The following is a 20,818-nucleotide window of genomic DNA, read 5'->3' on the forward strand; positions in this document are numbered from 1 at the left end:
CTATCCCTTTTTTATAATATATGGCAATTTTATGCCTTTATGTTCAACAATTTCATCTCTTGAAATATATAAAAACTTGTTGTATTGCAGTGTTACTCTAATAAATATTGATAAAAATTGTTTTTTATCTAAATCTTTTTGTATTAAAAATGAAGCTAAATCTCTATCTTGTTTTATAAAACTATTATAAACTTTTTTTGTTCCAAGAATTTTTTTCATTTTTAGAACTTTTTTTTCACTAGGTTTAATAGATGCAGGTCTTGGTTCTTCTTTTTTTATCTCTTCATTTACAGGGATATTGTTTTCTTTTGCAATTAAAACAATAGCATCAACTAGCTCATTATTATTCATATAATGTGATTTTATTTTTATACTTTTTGCAATATTCTGTACTTTCCCTAATACTGATTCTATATTACTTTTTTCGAATAATTCACCATTTACTTTTAATTTATATAATTGATTTAGCTTCTTAATCTTTTTAGCTTCTTTTTCAATATGCATTAAATATTTTGAAAGTTCATTAAGTGTTTTACTTATATTTTCTCTTACATCGTGAATATGATGAGCTAATTGATTAATATGAAATGATATAGATTCATTTACAAGTTCATCAACAAGAAATGATTTATTTTTTATTAAAAACTTATCAGTATTTTTCACCGCTTCAGATAATGAAGTCAAATCAGCTCTACAATCATAAAGATTTGCTTTTTTAACCTCAAAATTTATTTCAGCTTTAAACTTCATTTCTTTTTCATTTAAAGATTCTATTGCTCGATATATAATTTTTTTGATGCTTCTAAAAGAAGAGTTTATTCTTTTAATTTCTGTAGAATAATCGTTTAAAGCTTTTCTTTTTATATTAATATCTCTAATTAACTTTTTAATATTCTTTTGCTTATCTTCAATATCTAAAATATTAACATCTGTATATGTTTGAAGATGAGCATTATAATCATCACTTAATAATAAAGAATATGAATATTCATCATAATCAAATACATTGAAATCAATAAGTTTTTCAATAGTTCCTGATAAATCTTTATTTTTATTAGAAGCATAATAAGGAAGTTCTTCTATGTATTCAATACTTCCTTTGAAATGTGCATCTATAATTGCTTCTTTTCCTTCATTTTGTGCTTTTATAAACTCTTTGGGGTTGATATTACTTATCATATATTATTTTTCTCTTTTCTATCTTACTCAATTATTTCTTTTGGAATAATATCATTTAATCTTTCATCTTTTCTTTATTTATAGAAGTTTTCTATAAATTATAAATTTTTTACTTAAAAATAAACAAGCTTAGTAATTTTAGATAAAAATTGATTTTATGTTACAATATAAAAGGAGATAATATTATGAAAAGAATAAATATTCTTACTTTTTATATTTTTACAATGTTAATACCTATATCTATTATAGCTTCTCCTCTTACACTAACTTATCATTCTGCAGATAACAATAAAGATGTTAGAAAACATTATGAAATAGAAATACTAACTCTTGCATTAGAAAAAACAAAAAATAAATATGGTGATTATAAATTAATTCCTTCAAAAAAAATGACAATAAAACGTGCTGCATATAATTTAAGAAAAAATAAAATAAAGAATTTTATCTTAAAAGATTCTGTTAAGAATAAATACCTAGATGAGTTTTCATTTGCTAATTTTCCAGTAGATAGAGGAATTGTAGGCTATCGAGTAAGTTTTATTTCTCCAAAAATGAAAGAAAAAATTAATGATATTAAATCATTAGAACAACTAAAAACATTAAAAATTGCACAAGGTGTAGGTTGGTTAGATACTGATATTTTAAAAGTAAATGGATTTAATGTAAGTATAATTGCTAACTATAGTAGTTTTTTTCGTATGTTAACATTAAATAGAATTGATCTTTTTCCAAGAGGAATCAATGAAGTTTTAGAAGAATACAATTCATATAAATATTTAGATAAACTAGATTATGATAAAACATTCGCCATATATTACCCTCTTCCTCGTTTTTTCTTTATGAATAAAAAAAATAAAGAAATTACAAAAAGAATAGAAAAAGGGCTAAAAATTGCATATTATGATGGTTCATTAAATAAGTTATTTAAGAAATATTACCAACCTAGTATTGATTTTGTAAATATTAAACAAAGAAAAATTTATAAAATAAATAATCCTTTTCTCATAAATATTGATAAATCTTATGAAAAATACAATTATCATTTTTTAATAAAGTAGGTCTAACTATGAGCTTAACTTATAAACTATTTATCTCTGTACTTATTTCAGTAATTATTTCTTTTATTTTATTTGCTAGTGTAGTAATTAAAATTGAAAAAGACAAAGTTAATGAAGTATTTTATTCAAAAATTGAGCACAATAAAGAAATTTATAGTACTTCAATATCAACCTTACTTTACACATTAAATGAAGATGTAATAAAATCAATAATTAATTCGATATATAAAGATAACGAAATTATGAAATTAGAATTAATTGATAATTCTAATTTCATAAATATAAAAATAGATAGTAATAATTACAAAAATGAAAACTTAGTAAAAAGCGTTATTTCTTTAAAATATAATGATGAAGATTTAGGAAAACTAATAATTTATTATTCAAAATATTTAATAATTGAACATTTAGAAAAATATAAATTAATAATATTTTCATTTGCTTTACTATTAACTTTATTATTAAGTTTAATTGTTTATTTTTTTATTAATAAGGTTTCATCTTCTTTAAAATTATTAACAAATGCAAGTATAAAAATTTCACAAGGAGATTTAAGCCAAGAACTTACTATTGATAGAAAAGATGAAATAGGTATGCTATCTGAACAATTTGAGTTTATGAGAAAAGCATTAATACAAAGAAGAGATATAAATAAAAAACAATTAATTGAAATAAAAGAAAAAGATTCAATATTAATTCAACAAACAAAAATGGCAGCTATGGGTGAAATGTTAGAAAATATTTCGCATCAATGGCGACAACCATTATCAGTTATCTCAACTGCAGCAACGGGTGCAAAACTTCAAAAAGAAATGGATACTTTATCAGATAGTCAATTAATTTTTATATTAACTAGTATTAATAATTCTGCACAATATCTTTCTCAAACAATTGAAGACTTTAGTGCTTTCTTTGATCCAAGAAATAATAAAGAAAAGAGTTTTTTGATTTCTGATACAATTAAAAAAACTTTAAGTATTGTAAATTTACAATTTACATCTAAAAATATTAATATTATCGAAAATATAGAAGACTGCACTATTCTTGCAATTGAAAATGAATTAATACAAGTTTTTGTTAATATATTAAATAATGCAAGAGACGCACTATTAAAATTTGTAGATAAACAAAGATTTATCTTTATTGATACATATATAAAAAATAATTATTTATATATTGATATAAAAGATAATGCAAAGGGTATTGATGAGAAGATAATTGATAAGATTTTTGAACCATACTTTACTACAAAACATCAAAGTCAAGGCACAGGAGTAGGATTATACATGTGTGATAATATTGTTAGAACTCATTTAAAAGGAAATATTATAGTTAAGAATGAGTCATTTAAATATAAAGATATTCTTTATACAGGAACAAAATTCACTATTAGTATCAGAATAAAAAAAGAAATTTAGTAGACATGTTTTTTGATTTTAGATAAAATCACCTATGAAAAAAATTATACTAATATTGTTATTAATAACACTACAAATCGTAAATGCGAAGACTTCAAACAATACTATTCTCTTCTTAGGAGATTCTCTAACAGAAGGTTTAGGGGTTAATAAAGAAGATGCATTTCCAAAATTAGTCGAATCAATGATTCAAAATGAACTTAAAAAAGATATTACTATTATAAATGGTGGAGTAAGTGGATCTACAACTTCTGATGGACTTGCTCGTTTAAGATGGTACTTAAAAAAGAAACCATATATAGTTTTTTTAGCTCTTGGTGCAAATGATGGATTAAGAGGTTTAAACCTAACTCAAAGTAAAAGAAATTTAGAAGAAATTATAAACTACGCACAAAAAGCTAATGCAAAAGTAATACTAGCAGGAATGCTAGTTCCACCAAATTATGGACCTGATTATTCACAACGTTTTAAAGAGATGTATGAAGAATTAAAAATAAAATACAATTTAAAAACTATGCCATTTTTATTAGATGGAGTTGCAGGAAAAAAAGACCTAAATCAAAGAGATGGAATTCATCCAAATGAGCAAGGTCATAAAATAATCGCAAAAAAAGTTTTTATGCTTTTAAAGGAAGAATTATAATGTTAGAAATAAAATCACTAAAAAAATCATACCATCAAGGTTCACAAAGTATTGATATATTTGAAAACTTAAATTTTCATGTAGAAAAAGGACAAAGAGTTGCTATTATGGGAAAATCAGGAAGTGGGAAATCAACACTACTTTCACTTATCTCTGGAATAATAAAAGCAGATTCTGGTGATATTATTTTGAACTCTGTTTCATACAAAGATTTAAAAGAAAGTGAACTAAATGATTTTAGAGCTACAAATATTGGTTTTGTATTTCAAAATTTTCATTTAGTATCTTATTTAAATGCCTTAGAAAATGTAATGCTTCCTGCAAAGGTTTGTAATATTCCAAATCCTAAAGAAAAAGCAATTGAACTTTTAGAAAGTGTTGGACTCTCTCATAGATTGGATCATTTACCCTCACAATTAAGTGGTGGAGAAAAACAAAGAGTTGCAATAGCACGTGCTTTGATACATAATCCTAAAATTATATTGGCAGATGAACCAAGTGGAAACTTGGATGAAGAAACAGGAATTGCAGTTATGGATATACTTTTTGAACTAATAAAAAAGAATAATATGACTTTGATTTTAGTAACACACTCAAAAGATGTTGCAACTCGTTGTGAAAAGACTTATGAGCTTAATATGGGAAAATTAACTATATGTTAGTAATAGAACTTGTTTTAAAAGCACTTGCACGTTCAAAATCTTTTTCTTTGGTATTTATTTTAAACTTTTGTTTAGCTATTGCAGCACTTTCATATCTTCAATTTTTTAAAGGAAGTATAGATACATCTTTAGAAACAAAAGCAAAGGGTTTACTTGGTGCAGATTTAGTTATATCTTCTAGATTTCCAATAACTAGTGATCAAATAGAAGATATAAAAAATAAACTCCCACAAATCAAGAAGTTTAATGAAGGAATTTCAACTGTTAGTATGATAGCTTCCAAAAAAAGAGCTAGACTAATGGAACTTGTAAAAATAAACGAAGGTTTTCCATATTATGGAGGATTAGTTTTCAAAGATAAATCTATTTATCCAAAAGGTGCTATTTTACCTAAAGAAAACGAAGTTTGGGTTTATCAAGAAGTTTTAGATTTACTTGATTTAAAACTAGGAGAATCACTAAAAATCGGAAAAGAAAACTTTATTATAAGAAAAGTTATAGAAGATGATTCATTAAAAGCTGTAAGTTTTAGTGGTTTTATGCCAAAAGTTTATATAAGTGAAGAAGGATTAAAAAGAAGTGAACTTCTACAGTTTGGCTCAACTGCTAGATATAAATTAAACTATCAATTCAAAGAAAATTTTGATAATGATAAATTAGAAGAAATTGAAAATAATCTAGAAAAGAATATTGACCAAAGCTTACGTGCTTTATCTCCAAATGATGGTAGAGATAGATTATTGCGTGTGTTAAACTTTGTTACAAATTTCTTATCATTGGTTTCACTTGTTTCTTTCTTTTTAGGACTTGTTGGTCTTATATATTTATACTCAGGATATTTACAAAAACATCAAAAAGATATTACAGTATTAAGTGATTTAGGCTTTAGTAAAAGGAATCTAATCCTTACTTATCTTTTACATTTATTTGTATTAATCTCTATTTCAAGTATTATAGTCTTTTCACTTATTACTTTGTCCGCACAATTTATAGGTCCTATTGTTCAAAAACTTATAGATTTTAATTTTGATTTTTCACTTGATTATTATTTCTTCTTAAAATCTTCAGTAATATTATTTTTCTTAAGTTTAAGTATCGGTCTTCCTTTAATTTTGCCTTTAATTCAAAGAGAAAAACAAAACTTTTTTAAGATGGTTTTAGGATTTATACCTTTTTTAATTCTTCTTTTGCTTTTATCTCATGGGGTAACTCCTGCAAAAAATGTAGGTTTTTACTTTGCAAGTGCTGTTTTAGTATTAATCATTTTCTTTTTTGCTCTTGGCTCATTCGTTTTAAAAAGATTTGATTTTTCTGGACATTTACAAAACCTATCTTTATCATTAGCTTTAAAGAATATTACAAGAGGAAAGAAAACATCCTTAACACTGTTTACAGCTATTGTGTTATGTACAACATTCTTTAGTCTTATTCCTCAAGTTGGTTCATCTTTATCAAATGCATTAACTCTAAGTGTTGATGAAAGACCTCGTTTCTTTGTCATTGATGCAAAAGAAGAGCAAATAGAAGATATAAAAACTCAAGTTAATAAAATGGGTGCAAAACTAGAAAATATTGCACCAATGATTCGAGGACGAATAATAAAAATAAATAATCTTGATTTTACAAGTCATTCTATTAAAAATGCAGATGAAAAAATAAAAGAAGAAAAAAGTGAAGTTAAAAATGCAGCTGTAAATCTCTCATATAGAACAAATCTAAAAAATAGTGAAGAGATTATTGAAGGAAGAAAGTTTTCTGGTGTTTATGATTCTGAAGATTTTTCTAAACCAATAGAAGTAAGTGTTGAAAAAGGTTATGCAAATAGACGAGGAATAAACTTAGGTGATAGCCTAGTTTTTGATGTTTTAGGTTTAGAATTACAAGGTGTAGTAGTAAATATTAGAACAGTTAAATGGACTGAATTTGTTCCAAATTTCTTTTTAATCTTGCAAGAAGGTGCTATTAATGATGCTCCTAAAACAGTTTTAGCAACAATTTCTTCAGGTGATTATAATGCTCAAGAAATGCTAATAAGCTTATCTGATTTATTTCCATCTTTAACTGTTATTGATGTTAAAAATTTATTTGAATCATTTGCAAGTCTTGTAAAAAATGTAACAAATATAACAGACAAAATGAGTCTTTACTCAATCATAATTGGACTTCTTATGAGTTTTATAATCATACAATATCAAATGAATTTACAAAAAAACAATATCTTAAGACTAAAAATGATTGGTGTAAAAAACAAAACTATTAGAAACTCTTTTTTACTAGAATTTGGTTTAATCTCTTTTACTGCTAGTACTTTTGGAATAATCTTAGGAAGTCTTGGCTCTTACTTTATAAGTTCTTTACTTTTTGATTCTTATTGGGATTTTAGACCTGATGTTTTATTATTATACTTTTTCTTTATACCAATTTTAACAATCTTGATTGTTAGCTTTTTTACTTCAAAAATGATTCATCAAAAAGAGAATATTCTTTTTGGTGAATAAAGGGTCAATTTTTGACCCTTTTAAATTCTAATATATTTATTTTGACATCTTTTTAAAAATAGAGCCAGTTACTAGTAAAGCAATACCATCAAAGAAAAGACTAAATCCAATTACTAATCCAATAAGATATTCTGAACTAAAAGGCCAGCCTACTATAAAAAATATACCAATAAAAAATGAGAAGAATGCATTTATTAACCACCATATCCAACCATTTACAGGACGCATAGAAAGTGCAAGAGAAAGATTTGCAAATGAATCCATAAAAAAATAAATAGCTATTAGTAACCCAACTGTTCCAATTGCTGAAATTGGATAATAAAGAATAAAAAAACCAATAAAGATTAAGATAAAACTCTTAAGCCATCCTAAATAATCACTTTTATCACTTAAATAAGTGAAATAACCTGCTATAACACCACCTGAAAGCATAAGCCATGCAACAAAAGAAACTGTTACATGCGTCAAAAACACAGGATAAAGTATTCCTATCAAACCTAATATAATAAAGATAAATCCTGAAATTTTTGAATATTTACTAAAATTATCAAAAAGACTCTCACTTATAGGATATTTCCACATTTAAAATTCCTTTTATTTTATAAAATTTTTATTAATTTATCACTTGCTTCAAGTGCAAAATCTGGTGGCATATGACCTTTATTATAGTAAAGATAATTATCAAATCCCCATTTCATCATTTTTGATAATGGCGAATAAAAGACAATATCAGTTGAACCTCCATATAAAGCATCTGAAGATATAAGTGCAGCATCATAACCACCCATATTCATAATACAAAAAACCTCTAATTTATGTGGTGGTATTACTATATCTTCACCTAATTCTTTCATCAAAGCAGCCGCTGCAATACCTGCTTGAATAACTGCAATATGTCCTAGTTTTGGTTGAGATAAAGCTGTAATATCTCCTGCTGCAAATATATTATTAAAATCTAAATGTCTCATATGCATATCAGTAGGAATAAAACCTTTTTCATCACCTAAGTTAGAATCTAGTAAAAATTTTGGAGCACTATATGGAGGAATAACAATTGCTAAATCACAATCCATTTTTGTTCCATCTTCAAAAGCTACAAAATCTTTTCCTATCTCAACTAAAACTTTATTTTTATGAAGAGGTATATTTTTTTCTGCCATTATTTTACCAATAGCCGCTCTTGGTATATCGCCAACATCTTCAAAAAAGACTTCACCAGGTGTAAAAGTATCTATTGAATAATCAACATTTCGTGTAAGCTCCTTATCTTCTCTAAGATAATAATCAAGCATAAACATAATTTCACCAATAGGACCCTCACAAGGTGCTTTTAAATTAGGAGCATCAACTCTTGAACCCCAAGTACTTTTTGCAGAACCTGTAACTATTTTACCGCCTTCGAACTTCTTAACCCTTTTGTAAAGTTTTTGAGCTTGAGTATCATCACAAACTGAATATCCAAATTTTCTAAAACCTTTAATTGCATCATAATCTTTTACAACACCAGGTGCTAAGAAAATATAATCATAAGTAAGCTTTTTATCATTTTTAAGAGTAAGTTCATTATTTTTAGCATCAATGTTTATAACTTTTTCTTGTATAAATGTAGCACCACGATTTTCAATAGTTTCTCTTAATTCAACAAGAGAATGAGATAAGGCAGCACCTTCAAAAGCAATTTCAGGAAGAGAAGGTTTTAAGAGAGAATGACTTCTAGAGTCGATAACTGTAATATCTATTTTTTTACCAATTAGATGTCGAATTTTATAAAATATATGTAATCCAGCAAAACCAGCACCCAATATAATAATTTTTTTCATAATTAATCCTTTAGTTAAAATATTAATTTCTAACTTTTTAAACTCCCTACTTTTAGCGTTTTAAATGTGGGAAAAGAGGAATATTTATATGAAATTATAACGATATATAAATTAAAAATAACTTCAAAATACTTAAATAGGTATTTTAAGAAATTATTAATTTATTTTATATTTATTAGCTAGTTTAAAAAGAATTACGAAGAACAACTAACGTGAGATATACCACCTACATCAAAGAATTCTATTGGTTTTAATCTATAAAATTTCTCTTCAATTTCTTTTGATTGCTCACTATATGGTTCGTTCATAACTTCTTGAAGCTCTTGAACTAAAGTATAATCACCCTCTTTTGCACTCTCATAAGCAGGAACTAAAAACCACTCACGTAAAGTGTATTTTGGATTAATAAGTTTCATTTTACTTGAAATATCTTCTTTTGAATTTTCTTTTGATATATCTAATAATAATTCCCATTTTTCAAGCCATTTTGACCAAGAATCTTGTAATTGCTCATCATTTGAAATATCCTTATAAAAGCTTTTTTTAAGAGAACTAATATCATCAGGAATATTTGAAAGTTCACGAAAGAAAATAATATAATCAACAGAAGTTTTTATCATAAGTTCTTCAAGTTCGTTAAATAACTCTTTATTAAAAGTTTTAAGACCAAGTTTAGAAGACCACATTTTTTGCATTTGTTCTTGCATTACATCTGTAAAACCATTTGCTATATTTTCTAATTGCTTTAAATAGTTTTCATCTTCTGTTAATAAAATTTGTAAAGCATTACAAAAACTAAAAAAATTACGTTGTGCTGCTATTGTTTGGTTGAAAAATGCAAAATGATTTCCTCCACCTGTCCAAGACTGATAATCAGGGTCAAATAAATCACAAAAACCAAATGGACCATAATCAAGAGTAAAACCACCAGCTGCACAATTATCACTATTAAAATTACCTTGACAATATCCAACACGAATCCAGTTTGCTACAAGAGAAGTCAAACGAGTACGGAATTCTTTTGCAAGTAATATTACTTTTTCATAAAGTGTTAAACTTTCATCAATTACATCACCATATTCACGTTTTATCAAATGTAACACAATCTTTTCAAGCTCTTCATAAGCTTTTTCATGTTCATTTTTTCTAGCACGTCTAGCAAATAGTTCAATTTGACCAACTCTGATAAATGACGGAGCAACACGAGTTGAAATCGCAACTGCTTCTGAAATCATCATATCAGGGTCAAAAGATTGTGAGCCTTTTTCATACCATGGACGACTTACTTTTTGTGTTTTTGAAGTATATAAACTCAATGATCTTGATGTTGGAATTCCTAGAGCATTCATATGTTCTTGTGCTAAAAACTCACGAACACTTGAACGTAAAACTGCTCTACCATCAGCACCTCTACAATATGCAGTTTTCCCACCACCTTTTAACTGCATTTCCCAACGCTTACCATTTAAAACAGCTTCAAGAACTGAAACCGCTCTTCCATCACCGTAACCATTTCCAGTTTGGAAAGGACATTGTTGATAATATTCTGTACCAAAAATAGAAAGAGCATAACCACAAGCCCAACCTACTTTGCTCATTGGCTCTGGAACATTTGATATATCACCTGAAAACATACTAATAAAATCAGGAGAAGTTGCTAAACTATCATCAAAACCTAATTCATTAAATAATGTTTTACTATGTGCAATATACTGAGGATTTTTAATCGGCGTTGGATTTACAGGTACAAAATGACCTGAAAAAACCTGTCTTGGGTTATGGTCAACACCATTTAGGGTAGCTTCTGGGTCACGGTTTAGTGTATTCATTAGTGAATAATCTACTGTTTTTGCTAAATCATTAAGTGTTTTTATAATTTGTTTATTTTCTTTTGATACATTTGTTTCATTCATATATATATTCCTTGAGATTTTTGAGAAAAAGTTTATTTTATTTTTTAATTTTTTAGTTTAGCATAAAAAGCTTTTTATGCTAAAATCTTTTTAATTTAATTCTTAAGGATATTTATGAAAGCATATAAAAAACTTGTCGAGAAATATGAAAGAATACATCACTTATCTCATATGCAATCAATTGTTTATTGGGATCAACAAAGTATGATGCCAAGTGGTTCAAGTAATGCAAGAGCAAAAGCAATGGCTGAATTTGGAATGATAATTCATGAAGCTTCAGTAGATAAAGAAATATCAATTTTAATAAATGATGCAATGGCTGAAAACTTAAATCCACTAGAAAAAGCATCTTTATATGAAATGGAAAAAACATATTCAAACAACACTATTTTACCAAGCACACTTGTAAAAGCACAAAGTCTAGCTCACTCAAAATGTAATCATATATGGAGTGAGCAAAGAGAAAATAACAACTGGAAAGATTTTGAACCAAGTTTAAAAGAAGTAGTGAAATTATCAAAAGAAGAATCACTTATCAGATCAGAAAAAAGTGGATTAAGTGCTTATGATTCTCTTTTAAACTTATTTGAACCTGGAATGAAGAGTGAAACATTAGATGGTATTTTTGCAGACGTAAAAACTTGGTTACCAGAATTGATTGAAAATATAGTAGAAAAACAAAAATCACAAAGTTTTAAAAAACCTCAAGGAATATTTGAAATTCAAGCTCAAAAAGACTTAGGTATAAAAATAATGAACCATTTAGGTTTTGATTTTAATAAAGGTCGAATAGATATTTCAGCACATCCATTTTGTGGAGGAGTTCCTGAAGATGTTAGACTTACTACAAGATATGATGAAAAAGATTTTTTACAATCACTTATGGGAACAATCCATGAAACAGGTCATGCTTGCTATGAGCAAGGATTACCACAAGATTTATTAGCCCTACCAGTTGGACAAGCAAGATCAATGGGAATACATGAAAGTCAAAGTCTATTCTTTGAAATGCAAATGGGAAGAAGCAAAGAATTTTTAAAATCAATTCATCCATATATCATAGAATCTTTTGGTAAAAAAGAAGAACTAGAGCTTGATAACTTAATGAAAATTTACTCAAAAGTACAACCCTCTTTGATTCGTGTAGATGCAGATGAAGTAACTTATGCTTCGCATGTTATTTTAAGATATGAAATAGAAAAAGCTTTGATAAATGGACAAATAGAAACTTCAGATATTCCAGATATGTGGAATAATAAAATGCAAGAAGCTTTAGCCTTAGATACAAAAGGAAATTATAAAGATGGATGTATGCAAGATGTGCATTGGAGTGAAGGATTATTTGGATATTTCCCATCATATACTCTTGGAGCTATGAATGCAGCACAACAATTTAATACTGTAAAAAAAGTCTATGCAAATATAAATGACTCAATAGAAAAAGGCGACTTAACACAAATCAAATCTTGGCTAAAAGAAAATATTTGGGAAAATGCAAGTATTTACTCAACAGATGAGTTGATGAAAAGAGCAACAGGTGAGACTTTGAATCCAAAGTATTTTAAAGCACATCTTGAAAATAGATATTTATCATAGTAGTGCATTTATGAATAATAATTTTATAGCTAAAATACAAAACTTAACTCTTGACTTTAAAGGTAAAACACTCTTTAAAGATTTAAACTTCGATATATTAGAAAATACAAGTAGTGCCTTGCTTGGAAGTTCAGGAGTTGGAAAATCAACCTTACTTAGATGTATAGCTGATTTAGAAAAAGAAAATATTACAAATGGGGAAATAGTATTAAAAAAAGATACAAACATAGCTTGGCTTAGTCAAGAAAACTCCCTATATCCTTGGCTTAGTATTTTAGATAATGTTCAACTCTATCATCATCTAAAAGGTACTAAAACAAATAAAACCTTACAAAAAGCAAAAGAACTTTTGAGCCAAGTAAATATGTCTGAACACTATGATAAAAAAACTTATGAGCTTTCAGGAGGACAAAAACAAAGAGTTGCACTTGCAAGGACACTTATGCAAGATGCGAATCTTATTTTGATGGATGAGCCTTTCTCAGCATTAGATGCAATTACTAAAATACAATTACAAGATTTAACTTGTAATTTATTAAAAAATAAAACTGTAGTTCTTGTAACACACGATCCACAAGAGGCCATAAAACTAGCAAATCATATTTATATTTTAAAAAATCAACCAGTAACTATAGAAGAAGTAGCCTTTTTAGAAGGAACAATTCCTCATAAATTATCAAATGAAAAACTATGGAATTTACAAGAAGAACTAATATCTGAATTAAAAGGAAATGATATATGAAAAATATTCTAAAAGCATTACTTCCAATTATATTTTTATTTATTTTGTGGCAAGGTATTGTTGTAGTTTTTGATTTGCCTCATTATATATTACCAAAACCAAAAGATGTTTTTCTTCAACTAATAAACCAATATAGTTTACTTTGGGAACATACACAAACTACTCTTTTAGAAATTGTTGCAGGAATAATTCTTGGTTGTTTTTTTGGTCTTAGTTCAGCTTTTGCATTGCTTTATTTTAAAAAACTTGAGAAATATTTACTTCCAATACTTGTAATTTCACAAGCTATACCTGTATTTGCAATAGCACCTTTATTAGTTTTATGGTTTGGTTATGGAATGGCTTCAAAAATTGTAATGACAGTAATCATCATATATTTTCCTATAACAACAGCTTGTTATGATGGTCTTAAGAATACACCAAAACAATGGCTACAACTAGCACATACATATAAACTAACACCTTTGCAAATTTTATTTAAAGTACGATTTAAAGCTAGTTTACCATCCCTTGCTTCTGGACTAAAAATAGCAGTTTGTATTGCACCTATTGGAGCAGTTATTGGTGAATGGGTTGGTTCTTCAAAAGGACTTGGATATTTAATGTTACATGCAAATGCAAGAATGCAAATTGATTTGATGTTTGCATCACTTTTTATATTAGTTGTATTAACTTTGAGTATTTATTTCTTAACTGATTATTTAACAAAGAAGTTTATACCTTGGGCTTCTCATTTACATTAAATTGACTTAAATTCTTTATTCTGATAGAATCTTTTTTTTTATACATAGGGAGCTTATTTTATAGGCTGAGAGGAAGTTTTGAGCTTCGACCTTTGAACCTGATCTAGGTAATTCTAGCGTAGGGATTTGTTTTTTGCAAATGTATTTTATACTTCAAATTTAGTCTATCTTTATTTCAAAATAAACTCTTCTTTTCACGCAAATTTAATACATTACGATTTTCTGTGTAAAAGCTTTAAGCCTATTATAAAAACATACAATAAAGGAAAATTATGAAAAAAGCAATATCAAAAATAACACTAAGCTTATTACTTTTAAGTTCAACTGCTTTTGCAGATAAAGAAAAGTTAAGTCTACTTTTAGACTGGTTTGTAAATCCAGACCATGCAGCAATTATAATTGCTCAACAAAAAGGTTTTTTTGAAAAAAATAATCTTGAAGTAAAGATTATGGAACCAGCTGATCCTTCAATTCCACCAAAATTAGTAGCTGCAAAAAAAGCTGATTTGGCAGTTGATTATCAGCCACAACTCCAAATGCAAGTAGCCCAAGGTTTACCATTGGTTAGAATAGCAACTCTTATAAACTCACCTCTTAATAGCTTAGTAGTATTAAAAACAAGTGGTATAGAAAAAATTGAAGATTTAAAAGGTAAAAAAATAGGATATTCAGTAAGTGGCTTTGAAACAGCACTATTAGATTCTATGCTTAAATCTGCAAATTTATCTTCAAAAGATGTAGAACTTATAAATGTTAATTGGTCTTTATCTCCATCACTGATGAGTAAACAAGTTGATGCTGTAATTGGAGCATATAGAAACTTTGAATTAAATCAATTAAAATTAGAAAATCAAGAAGGAAAGGCATTTTTCCTTGAAGACTATGGAATTCCAAAATATGATGAACTTGTAGTTATAGCAAATAAAGAGACTATATCTGAAGAAAAATATAAAAAATTTGTAAAATCCTTACAAGAAGCTACTGTATATATAAAAGAGAATCCAAAAAAATCTTGGGAAGCGTTTGTAAGTTATAAACCAAAAGAATTAAACAATGAATTAAATCGTCTTGCTTGGAGTGATACTTTACCTTATCTAGCACAAAATCCTGCTACTTTTGACAAAGCTGTATATAATCAAATGGCTAATTTTATGAAAGAAAATAATCTTATCAAAACAATACCAAACCTAGATGAATATGCACAAGAACTAGTAAAATAAAGGGAATAGATGCAATCAAACAATCTACAAAAGCTACGAGAAAAAAGTCCATTAATCCATAATATAACAAATATAGTTGTAGCTAATTATACAGCAAATGGATTATTAAGTCTTGGATGCTCACCTATTATGTCAAATGCAATTGAAGAGATGGACGAAATACCAGCTATGTGTCAAGCTTTAGTTATAAATATAGGAACTCTCACAAGCCAAACAGTAAAATCTATGCTAAAAGCTGGTAAAAGTGCAAATAAAAATAATGTTCCAGTTGTCTTAGATCCTGTTGGTGTTGGAGCTACAACATTCCGACAAGAAACTGTAAAAACTCTTTTAAATGAAATAAAATTTGATTTAATTAGAGGAAATACAGGAGAACTTGCTCATCTTGCCCAAGCAAATTGGAAATCAAAAGGTGTAGATGCTGGAAGTGGAGAAGCAGATTTATCACAAATAGTTAAAGATGTGGCTTTAAAATATGATTGTATCGTTTCTATGAGTGGTGAGATTGATTATATAAGTGATGGTACAAAAGTAGCAAAAATATACAATGGAACTGCACTTTTTCCAAAGATCACAGGTTCAGGTTGTCTTTTAAGTGCAGTTTGTGGTGCATTTTTGACTTTAGAAGGAAATAATTTTGATCTTACTTTAAGTGCTTGTACATCTTATGCAATCGCAGGAGAAATTGTACAAAAAAATTTAAGCAATACACAAACGGGACAATTTTATATTGGATTACTTGATAGTTTAGCAAAACTAGATGATAAAACTGTAGAAGAATATGCCAAAATAAGTTTTGAATAAAGGTAAATAAAATGAAAGAGTTTTTGAAGAATTTTGGACCAGGTATTATCATGGCTTCATCAGCTATTGGTGGTTCACATATCATTGCTTCTACACAAGCTGGAGCATACTATGGTTATCAATTAGCACTATTTATTATCTTAGTAAATCTATTAAAATATCCATTTTATAGAATCGCTTTTGATTATAGTACACTTCATAATAAAACTCTACTTCAAGGTTATAGTCAAAAAGGTAAAGGCTATTTATGGGTATTTTTAGTTTTTAATGCATTTGCAACAGTTGTAAATGTAGCAGGTGGAACGCTTCTAGGAGCAGTTTTACTTAAAATGCTAATACCTTATTATTTATCATTGCAGTTTTATAGTATTTTTATACTTCTTTCTTATCTATTTATACTTTATTATAAACAATACAAAGCCTTAGATACTGTATCTAAAATCATTATGCTATTTTTAACTATCATTACTCTAATAGCTTTGATTTTAGCCTTTTCTCAAACAAATGAAAAAGCAATTGATTTTATAGAACCAAATCCATTTCAATTAGCAGCAATTCCATTTTTAATAGCACTTATGGGTTGGATGCCTTCACCTATGGAGCTTAGTGTTTCTGCTTCTATTTGGGTAGTTGAGAAAAATAAACTAAACCCTGAATACAAAAAAAGAAGAATGATAGACTTTAATAGTAGTTATCTCATCACTATAATTTTGGCTTTGATGTTTATGTCTTTGGGTGCTTTAGTGCAATATGGAGAAGACATCACGCCACTAAGCGGTGGGAAATTTATCAATCAATTTATTGATATGTATGCACGTAGTATTGGAGAGTGGACAAGATGGTTTATCACTTTTGTAGCATTTATTTGTATATACGGGACAACTATAGTCGCAGTTGATGGATATTCACGATGTAATCAACAAAGTGTAGCCTTGCTAAAAGATAAAACAACAACAATATTCTCACATAAAGCGTTGCAATACTCTATGCTTTTTACAACTATAATATCATTTGTAGTAATACAGTTTTTTAGTAGTTCAATTGGAAAAATGATACCTTTTGCAATGACAGCATCATTTATATCAGCACCTGTATTTGCCTATTTAAACTATAGTTTATCAAAGCAATATGAAAAACCAAAATGGCTTACACTTTTAGCACTTTTAGGACTTGTTTATTTGGCTTCTATGGTTGTGGTTTATTTTATCTTTTTTTAAGCATATTGAATAGATTTGATTTGTAATAAATAATCACTAACCTGCTTTTAAATTTAACTCTCTACTCTTCCACGCAACTTCTTTTGAGAACTTAGTTTCTTTTTAGAGTTCAATCGTCTGTTTACAGATCCTTTTGTTGGTTTTGTAGGTACTCTTCTTTTTTGTACTATATTCACACTTTTTATTAGCTCTACCAAACGTTCAAGTGCTTCGTCTCTATTTTGTTCTTGGCTTCTATGCTGTTGTGACTTTATAACTATAATGCCATCTTTGGTAATACGTTTATCTTTAAGTTCTAATAACTTCTCTTTATAAAACTTTGGCAATGACGAAGAATCTATATTAAAACGCAAATGAATAGCAGCAGAAACCTTATTGACCTTCTGCCCACCAGAACCTTGTGCTCTAATAGCAGATATTTCTATTTCGTTTTCATCTAGTGTTGTACTGTTTGATATTTTTAATTCTGACATGTTATTTTTATCCTAACCCAAATTATTCATATATTTTTTTATAATATTACTTAACTCTTCGTCACTAAGATTTTCTTTTTCAGTTTTAGAATAGATTGATATTAATATCAATCTATCTTCAATTTGTTTATAAAAAATCACTCTAAATCCACCACTTTTACCTGTTGGTATTGATGAATTTTTAACTCTTTTTTTAAATAAATTGAAGCCTAAATAAACACCTAAATCATTTTTTAGTTTTATTTCTTCCACAGCATCTTGTAAGTCAGGCTTTATAAGTTTGAACTTCTTTGATAGTTTTTTAGCTTCTTTTAAAAAGCTATCACTGTATTCAATAATCACAATTCATCCCATAATTTATCAATACTATGAGTTCTTCCTTTTTCTATATCTTCAAAACCATTTTCAATAGATTGTAAAATCTTTTTAGCTTCCATTTCTTTTAAAGCTTCTTTCATACTTTCGTACTCATCTTTTGAGATAATTATTGCTTCTACTTTATTGTTTTTTAGTACTGCTAGTTTATCTACACTTTGGTCTTTGATTTGTGCTAGATAAGAACCAAACTTTTTAGCAAGTTCGGATGATGATATTAGTTCATTTGTAGAATAAGTTACCATTATTATTTCCCTCTTCATTTTCCGTAAAATTTTATATAAAATTATAACACAAAATCAAGTAATATTACTTGATTATTGAATTTCTGAGTTCAATTTTTCCAATATCTTAACCATCGCCAAGGTATCCAACTTACAATACTCAATAAGTGCAGTTCGCATTCTTTCTTTTTCGCCCTCTTCCATCTTGCTCATATTTGCAAAGGCGTTCATAGCTTGGCTTCCATTTTGTACTCCATCTAGTTCTTTGTATGCTTGGGCAAATTTTGGAACTAGTGCTGGTAGTACATATTTGATAGAATATGAACCATTCATTGATGGTGTTACGTAGTATTTCTTTTGGAATGGTATCATTAAATCTTTTATATTTTCATTTATACTTAAAAAATTTGTACATAAATTAGGAAAAGAATCTGCTAGTTTTTTTATAACACCTTTTTCAAAACTCATATTATAAGCTAATACCGTTACATTATTTGGAATATTTTCACACAATGATTTTGCTATTTGCTCTCTTGGGTCAATTCCATCAAGTGCTAAATACTCTTTGTGTTCTAGTCTTCCATCTTCATACTCAATATGAAGTGAATATTGAAATGGTATTTGTTGGTATGGGCTGATAACTTTCCATTCTGGTATGGCTTGTTGGAAAGTTTCAAAATCTAAGTGATAGATAGGATAAGTTAAAGTATCTATGAATTCTTTGATTTTTTCTTTATTTATAAATGTTTCTTTTGATTTGTAGATTTGCACTGCTGCTTTTTGATTTGCTGTCATATCAAAATCATCGGGTATATCTTCAATGTTTTTTATACCTTGTGAATACAATTCAATTTGTTTTTTACTTCCTAGATTGAAGATATTGAAAATAGAATATTCAGGTATTTGTCTTTGCGTTTTCCAACAGTAATCTTTTGCATCACAAACGTATGGATCATGACAATGTTTTCCTATATCAATATTTGGTTCGTTTATCTTATCTTCTAATACTGTTTCAAACTCTTTTAAAATACTAGGAATATTTATCTGTAAGTCTACAACTTCTTGTGTAATATCTGCAATAGTAAAAAGCTCATCCAATTCTAAAGTATCAGCTCTTATATAAGAGCTATTGATATGTACTACATTTGCAGTTTTTATAGAAAATCCTAGTTGTTTTAATACATAGTATTGAATAGAAGTATCATGAACATATATATCTTTTACACTTGATGAACTTTTTACTTCATAAATACAAACTCCATCTTCATTTATTTCTAAAACATCGACCATAACCAAAATACCATCAAAAGAAAAAGTAGCTTCATAAATATACTTGATACCATCATCTATATATTTTCTAGTTTGTTTTATCATCTCATCAAAGTTTGTAGTATAGGCAATTTCTCGACCATTTGGGAAAAGTTTACAAGCTAAAGTTCCTACTTCATTACCTGTTTCAAATCTAGCTAATGCTGTTTCATCTGGTGGAGTTAGTACTTCTTTTCTGTACTTTTTTAGCCAAAGTGCTTTTTGGCATTGGATGCCTTTTGTGTATAGCGATTTAGATAGGTTCATTTATAAGTTCCTTTGTAAAAACACAAATTTCATCATCAAAATATGTTAATAAGGTATAAATATCTTCTTTTATATTAAGATATTCTTGTTTATGAATAATTCGTTCATAATGAAATATCCTATTTCTAAACTTTCGGATTTTATTTAACTCTTTATCTAGTTCATATCTTGTAATAAATTTCTCATTTTTTTTTGGAATATTTGGGAAGATATTTTTTATATCTTTTATTCTAAATAAATTTGAATATGACTTTCTAAATAACGATGTCCAAAAGCCAAAAGATAATTCAGCAATGATTTTATCATGATTTATTTTTTCTTTTCTTTGAGAGATCTTATTTTTAGATTCAATAATTCTTTGTTTTGTATCTCTATGAAGTATTTCTGAGCTTAACCAATCTTTAGAAATCTTTTCTCTAAAATAATTATCTATAGAATTTCTTAAACTAATTTCAAATATTGACAATAAAATATAATATTCTTTTGAATCTTTAATATTTTGTTTATATTCATCAAAATCTTTATAAGGACTAAGCCGAATGTCACTTATAAATTTCGATTTAATATCATCTCTCACTTGACTTTCCTTAATTATTTTTATATAATCCCAATACGACACCCAGTAAGTCTTAAGCCTTTGAGTTTAAGCTTGGGTTTT

20 protein-coding genes and 1 riboswitch are annotated in these 20,818 nt (G+C 27.4%); of the genes, 11 read left to right on the forward strand and 9 right to left on the reverse strand.

Features of this window, described 5'->3' with window-relative positions; translation table 11 throughout:
* On the reverse strand, nt 1–1,179 hold the full coding sequence (locus D9T19_RS03145; protein WP_121626762.1) for a hypothetical protein: 1,179 nt from the start codon (nt 1,177–1,179) through the stop codon (nt 1–3).
* Nucleotides 1,180–1,364: 185 nt separating this feature from the next.
* Here D9T19_RS03145 and D9T19_RS03150 point away from each other — a divergent pair, with 185 nt between their 5' ends.
* Genes D9T19_RS03150 through D9T19_RS03170 form a run of 5 tightly spaced genes read left to right on the forward strand, consistent with a single transcriptional unit; the run spans nt 1,365 to nt 7,458 of the window.
* Entirely contained in the window at nt 1,365–2,237 is an 873-nt protein-coding gene (locus D9T19_RS03150; RefSeq protein WP_121626763.1) for a transporter substrate-binding domain-containing protein, read from the forward strand.
* Between the two features lie 8 nt (nt 2,238–2,245).
* Complete coding sequence (locus tag D9T19_RS03155; protein WP_121626764.1) at nt 2,246–3,655, forward strand: sensor histidine kinase; 1,410 nt, start codon at nt 2,246–2,248, stop codon at nt 3,653–3,655.
* Nucleotides 3,656–3,689: 34 nt separating this feature from the next.
* Nucleotides 3,690–4,298: an arylesterase gene (locus tag D9T19_RS03160; protein WP_121626765.1), complete on the forward strand. Its 609-nt coding sequence runs from the start codon at nt 3,690–3,692 to the stop codon at nt 4,296–4,298.
* Nucleotides 4,298–4,960 (forward strand): ABC transporter ATP-binding protein, encoded by a 663-nt coding sequence (locus D9T19_RS03165; RefSeq protein ID WP_205588674.1) that lies wholly within the window; start codon nt 4,298–4,300, stop codon nt 4,958–4,960. Before D9T19_RS03160 ends, D9T19_RS03165 begins: the two co-directional genes overlap by 1 nt.
* A complete protein-coding gene (locus D9T19_RS03170; protein ID WP_121626767.1) occupies nt 4,954–7,458 on the forward strand; it encodes an ABC transporter permease in 2,505 nt (834 codons plus the stop codon). The genes D9T19_RS03165 and D9T19_RS03170 overlap by 7 nt, the downstream gene beginning before the upstream one ends.
* A gap of 36 nt (nt 7,459–7,494) precedes the next feature.
* On the opposite strand, the gene D9T19_RS03175 is transcribed toward D9T19_RS03170, so the two are convergent.
* From D9T19_RS03175 to D9T19_RS03185, 3 genes are all read right to left on the reverse strand, one after another.
* On the reverse strand, nt 7,495–8,040 hold the full coding sequence (locus D9T19_RS03175; RefSeq protein WP_121626768.1) for an HdeD family acid-resistance protein: 546 nt from the start codon (nt 8,038–8,040) through the stop codon (nt 7,495–7,497).
* A gap of 17 nt (nt 8,041–8,057) precedes the next feature.
* A complete protein-coding gene (locus D9T19_RS03180; RefSeq protein WP_121626769.1) occupies nt 8,058–9,278 on the reverse strand; it encodes an NAD(P)/FAD-dependent oxidoreductase in 1,221 nt (406 codons plus the stop codon).
* A gap of 194 nt (nt 9,279–9,472) precedes the next feature.
* Nucleotides 9,473–11,191, reverse strand: coding sequence for a protein adenylyltransferase SelO family protein (locus tag D9T19_RS03185; protein ID WP_121626770.1), 1,719 nt, complete (start codon nt 11,189–11,191; stop codon nt 9,473–9,475).
* A gap of 114 nt (nt 11,192–11,305) precedes the next feature.
* Between D9T19_RS03185 and D9T19_RS03190 the strand changes: the two genes are divergently transcribed.
* From D9T19_RS03190 to D9T19_RS03215, 6 genes are all read left to right on the forward strand, one after another.
* Nucleotides 11,306–12,787, forward strand: coding sequence for a carboxypeptidase M32 (locus D9T19_RS03190; RefSeq protein WP_121626771.1), 1,482 nt, complete (start codon nt 11,306–11,308; stop codon nt 12,785–12,787).
* Complete coding sequence (locus D9T19_RS03195; RefSeq protein WP_205588675.1) at nt 12,765–13,529, forward strand: ABC transporter ATP-binding protein; 765 nt, start codon at nt 12,765–12,767, stop codon at nt 13,527–13,529. Before D9T19_RS03190 ends, D9T19_RS03195 begins: the two co-directional genes overlap by 23 nt.
* A complete protein-coding gene (locus tag D9T19_RS03200; RefSeq protein WP_121626772.1) occupies nt 13,526–14,272 on the forward strand; it encodes an ABC transporter permease in 747 nt (248 codons plus the stop codon). The genes D9T19_RS03195 and D9T19_RS03200 overlap by 4 nt, the downstream gene beginning before the upstream one ends.
* 35 nt (nt 14,273–14,307) lie before the next feature.
* Nucleotides 14,308–14,414, forward strand: a riboswitch (TPP riboswitch).
* A 130-nt stretch (nt 14,415–14,544) separates the two neighbouring features.
* Nucleotides 14,545–15,492, forward strand: coding sequence for an ABC transporter substrate-binding protein (locus D9T19_RS03205; protein WP_121626773.1), 948 nt, complete (start codon nt 14,545–14,547; stop codon nt 15,490–15,492).
* 9 nt (nt 15,493–15,501) lie between these two features.
* Nucleotides 15,502–16,296, forward strand: a complete 795-nt coding sequence (gene thiM / locus D9T19_RS03210; RefSeq protein ID WP_121626774.1) for a hydroxyethylthiazole kinase — start codon at nt 15,502–15,504, stop codon at nt 16,294–16,296.
* Nucleotides 16,297–16,307: 11 nt separating this feature from the next.
* Nucleotides 16,308–17,513: an NRAMP family divalent metal transporter gene (locus D9T19_RS03215; protein ID WP_121626775.1), complete on the forward strand. Its 1,206-nt coding sequence runs from the start codon at nt 16,308–16,310 to the stop codon at nt 17,511–17,513.
* A gap of 53 nt (nt 17,514–17,566) precedes the next feature.
* On the opposite strand, the gene arfB is transcribed toward D9T19_RS03215, so the two are convergent.
* From arfB to D9T19_RS03240, 5 genes are all read right to left on the reverse strand, one after another.
* Nucleotides 17,567–17,986 carry an alternative ribosome rescue aminoacyl-tRNA hydrolase ArfB gene (gene arfB / locus D9T19_RS03220; protein WP_121626776.1) on the reverse strand — a complete coding sequence of 140 codons (420 nt, stop codon included), beginning with the start codon at nt 17,984–17,986 and terminating at the stop codon, nt 17,567–17,569.
* A gap of 12 nt (nt 17,987–17,998) precedes the next feature.
* Nucleotides 17,999–18,328, reverse strand: a complete 330-nt coding sequence (locus tag D9T19_RS03225; protein WP_162984531.1) for a type II toxin-antitoxin system RelE/ParE family toxin — start codon at nt 18,326–18,328, stop codon at nt 17,999–18,001.
* Nucleotides 18,325–18,606, reverse strand: a complete 282-nt coding sequence (locus tag D9T19_RS03230; protein ID WP_162984532.1) for a type II toxin-antitoxin system Phd/YefM family antitoxin — start codon at nt 18,604–18,606, stop codon at nt 18,325–18,327. The genes D9T19_RS03225 and D9T19_RS03230 overlap by 4 nt, the downstream gene beginning before the upstream one ends.
* 72 nt (nt 18,607–18,678) lie before the next feature.
* A complete protein-coding gene (locus D9T19_RS03235; protein ID WP_121626779.1) occupies nt 18,679–20,160 on the reverse strand; it encodes a DUF2779 domain-containing protein in 1,482 nt (493 codons plus the stop codon).
* Complete coding sequence (locus D9T19_RS03240) at nt 20,147–20,737, reverse strand: hypothetical protein (protein WP_121626780.1); 591 nt, start codon at nt 20,735–20,737, stop codon at nt 20,147–20,149. Before D9T19_RS03240 ends, D9T19_RS03235 begins: the two co-directional genes overlap by 14 nt.
* Nucleotides 20,738–20,818: the final 81 nt, after the last annotated feature.

Source organism: Poseidonibacter antarcticus (assembly GCF_003667345.1).
GTDB lineage: Bacteria > Campylobacterota > Campylobacteria > Campylobacterales > Arcobacteraceae > Poseidonibacter > Poseidonibacter antarcticus.

Excerpts from the sequence above, each read along its gene's own strand:
- D9T19_RS03185 (WP_121626770.1), bottom strand. The coding sequence starts at position 11,191 with ATGAATGAAACAAATGTATCAAAAGAAAATAAACAAATTATAAAAACA.
- D9T19_RS03165 (WP_205588674.1), top strand. The coding sequence starts at position 4,298 with ATGTTAGAAATAAAATCACTAAAAAAATCATACCATCAAGGTTCACAA.
- D9T19_RS03190 (WP_121626771.1), top strand. The coding sequence starts at position 11,306 with ATGAAAGCATATAAAAAACTTGTCGAGAAATATGAAAGAATACATCAC.
- D9T19_RS03145 (WP_121626762.1), bottom strand. The coding sequence starts at position 1,179 with ATGATAAGTAATATCAACCCCAAAGAGTTTATAAAAGCACAAAATGAA.
- arfB (WP_121626776.1), bottom strand. The coding sequence starts at position 17,986 with ATGTCAGAATTAAAAATATCAAACAGTACAACACTAGATGAAAACGAA.
- thiM (WP_121626774.1), top strand. The coding sequence starts at position 15,502 with ATGCAATCAAACAATCTACAAAAGCTACGAGAAAAAAGTCCATTAATC.
- D9T19_RS03230 (WP_162984532.1), bottom strand. The coding sequence starts at position 18,606 with ATGGTAACTTATTCTACAAATGAACTAATATCATCATCCGAACTTGCT.
- D9T19_RS03155 (WP_121626764.1), top strand. The coding sequence starts at position 2,246 with ATGAGCTTAACTTATAAACTATTTATCTCTGTACTTATTTCAGTAATT.
- D9T19_RS03215 (WP_121626775.1), top strand. The coding sequence starts at position 16,308 with ATGAAAGAGTTTTTGAAGAATTTTGGACCAGGTATTATCATGGCTTCA.
- D9T19_RS03160 (WP_121626765.1), top strand. The coding sequence starts at position 3,690 with ATGAAAAAAATTATACTAATATTGTTATTAATAACACTACAAATCGTA.
- D9T19_RS03175 (WP_121626768.1), bottom strand. The coding sequence starts at position 8,040 with ATGTGGAAATATCCTATAAGTGAGAGTCTTTTTGATAATTTTAGTAAA.
- D9T19_RS03235 (WP_121626779.1), bottom strand. The coding sequence starts at position 20,160 with ATGAACCTATCTAAATCGCTATACACAAAAGGCATCCAATGCCAAAAA.
- D9T19_RS03205 (WP_121626773.1), top strand. The coding sequence starts at position 14,545 with ATGAAAAAAGCAATATCAAAAATAACACTAAGCTTATTACTTTTAAGT.
- D9T19_RS03180 (WP_121626769.1), bottom strand. The coding sequence starts at position 9,278 with ATGAAAAAAATTATTATATTGGGTGCTGGTTTTGCTGGATTACATATA.
- D9T19_RS03200 (WP_121626772.1), top strand. The coding sequence starts at position 13,526 with ATGAAAAATATTCTAAAAGCATTACTTCCAATTATATTTTTATTTATT.
- D9T19_RS03170 (WP_121626767.1), top strand. The coding sequence starts at position 4,954 with ATGTTAGTAATAGAACTTGTTTTAAAAGCACTTGCACGTTCAAAATCT.
- D9T19_RS03150 (WP_121626763.1), top strand. The coding sequence starts at position 1,365 with ATGAAAAGAATAAATATTCTTACTTTTTATATTTTTACAATGTTAATA.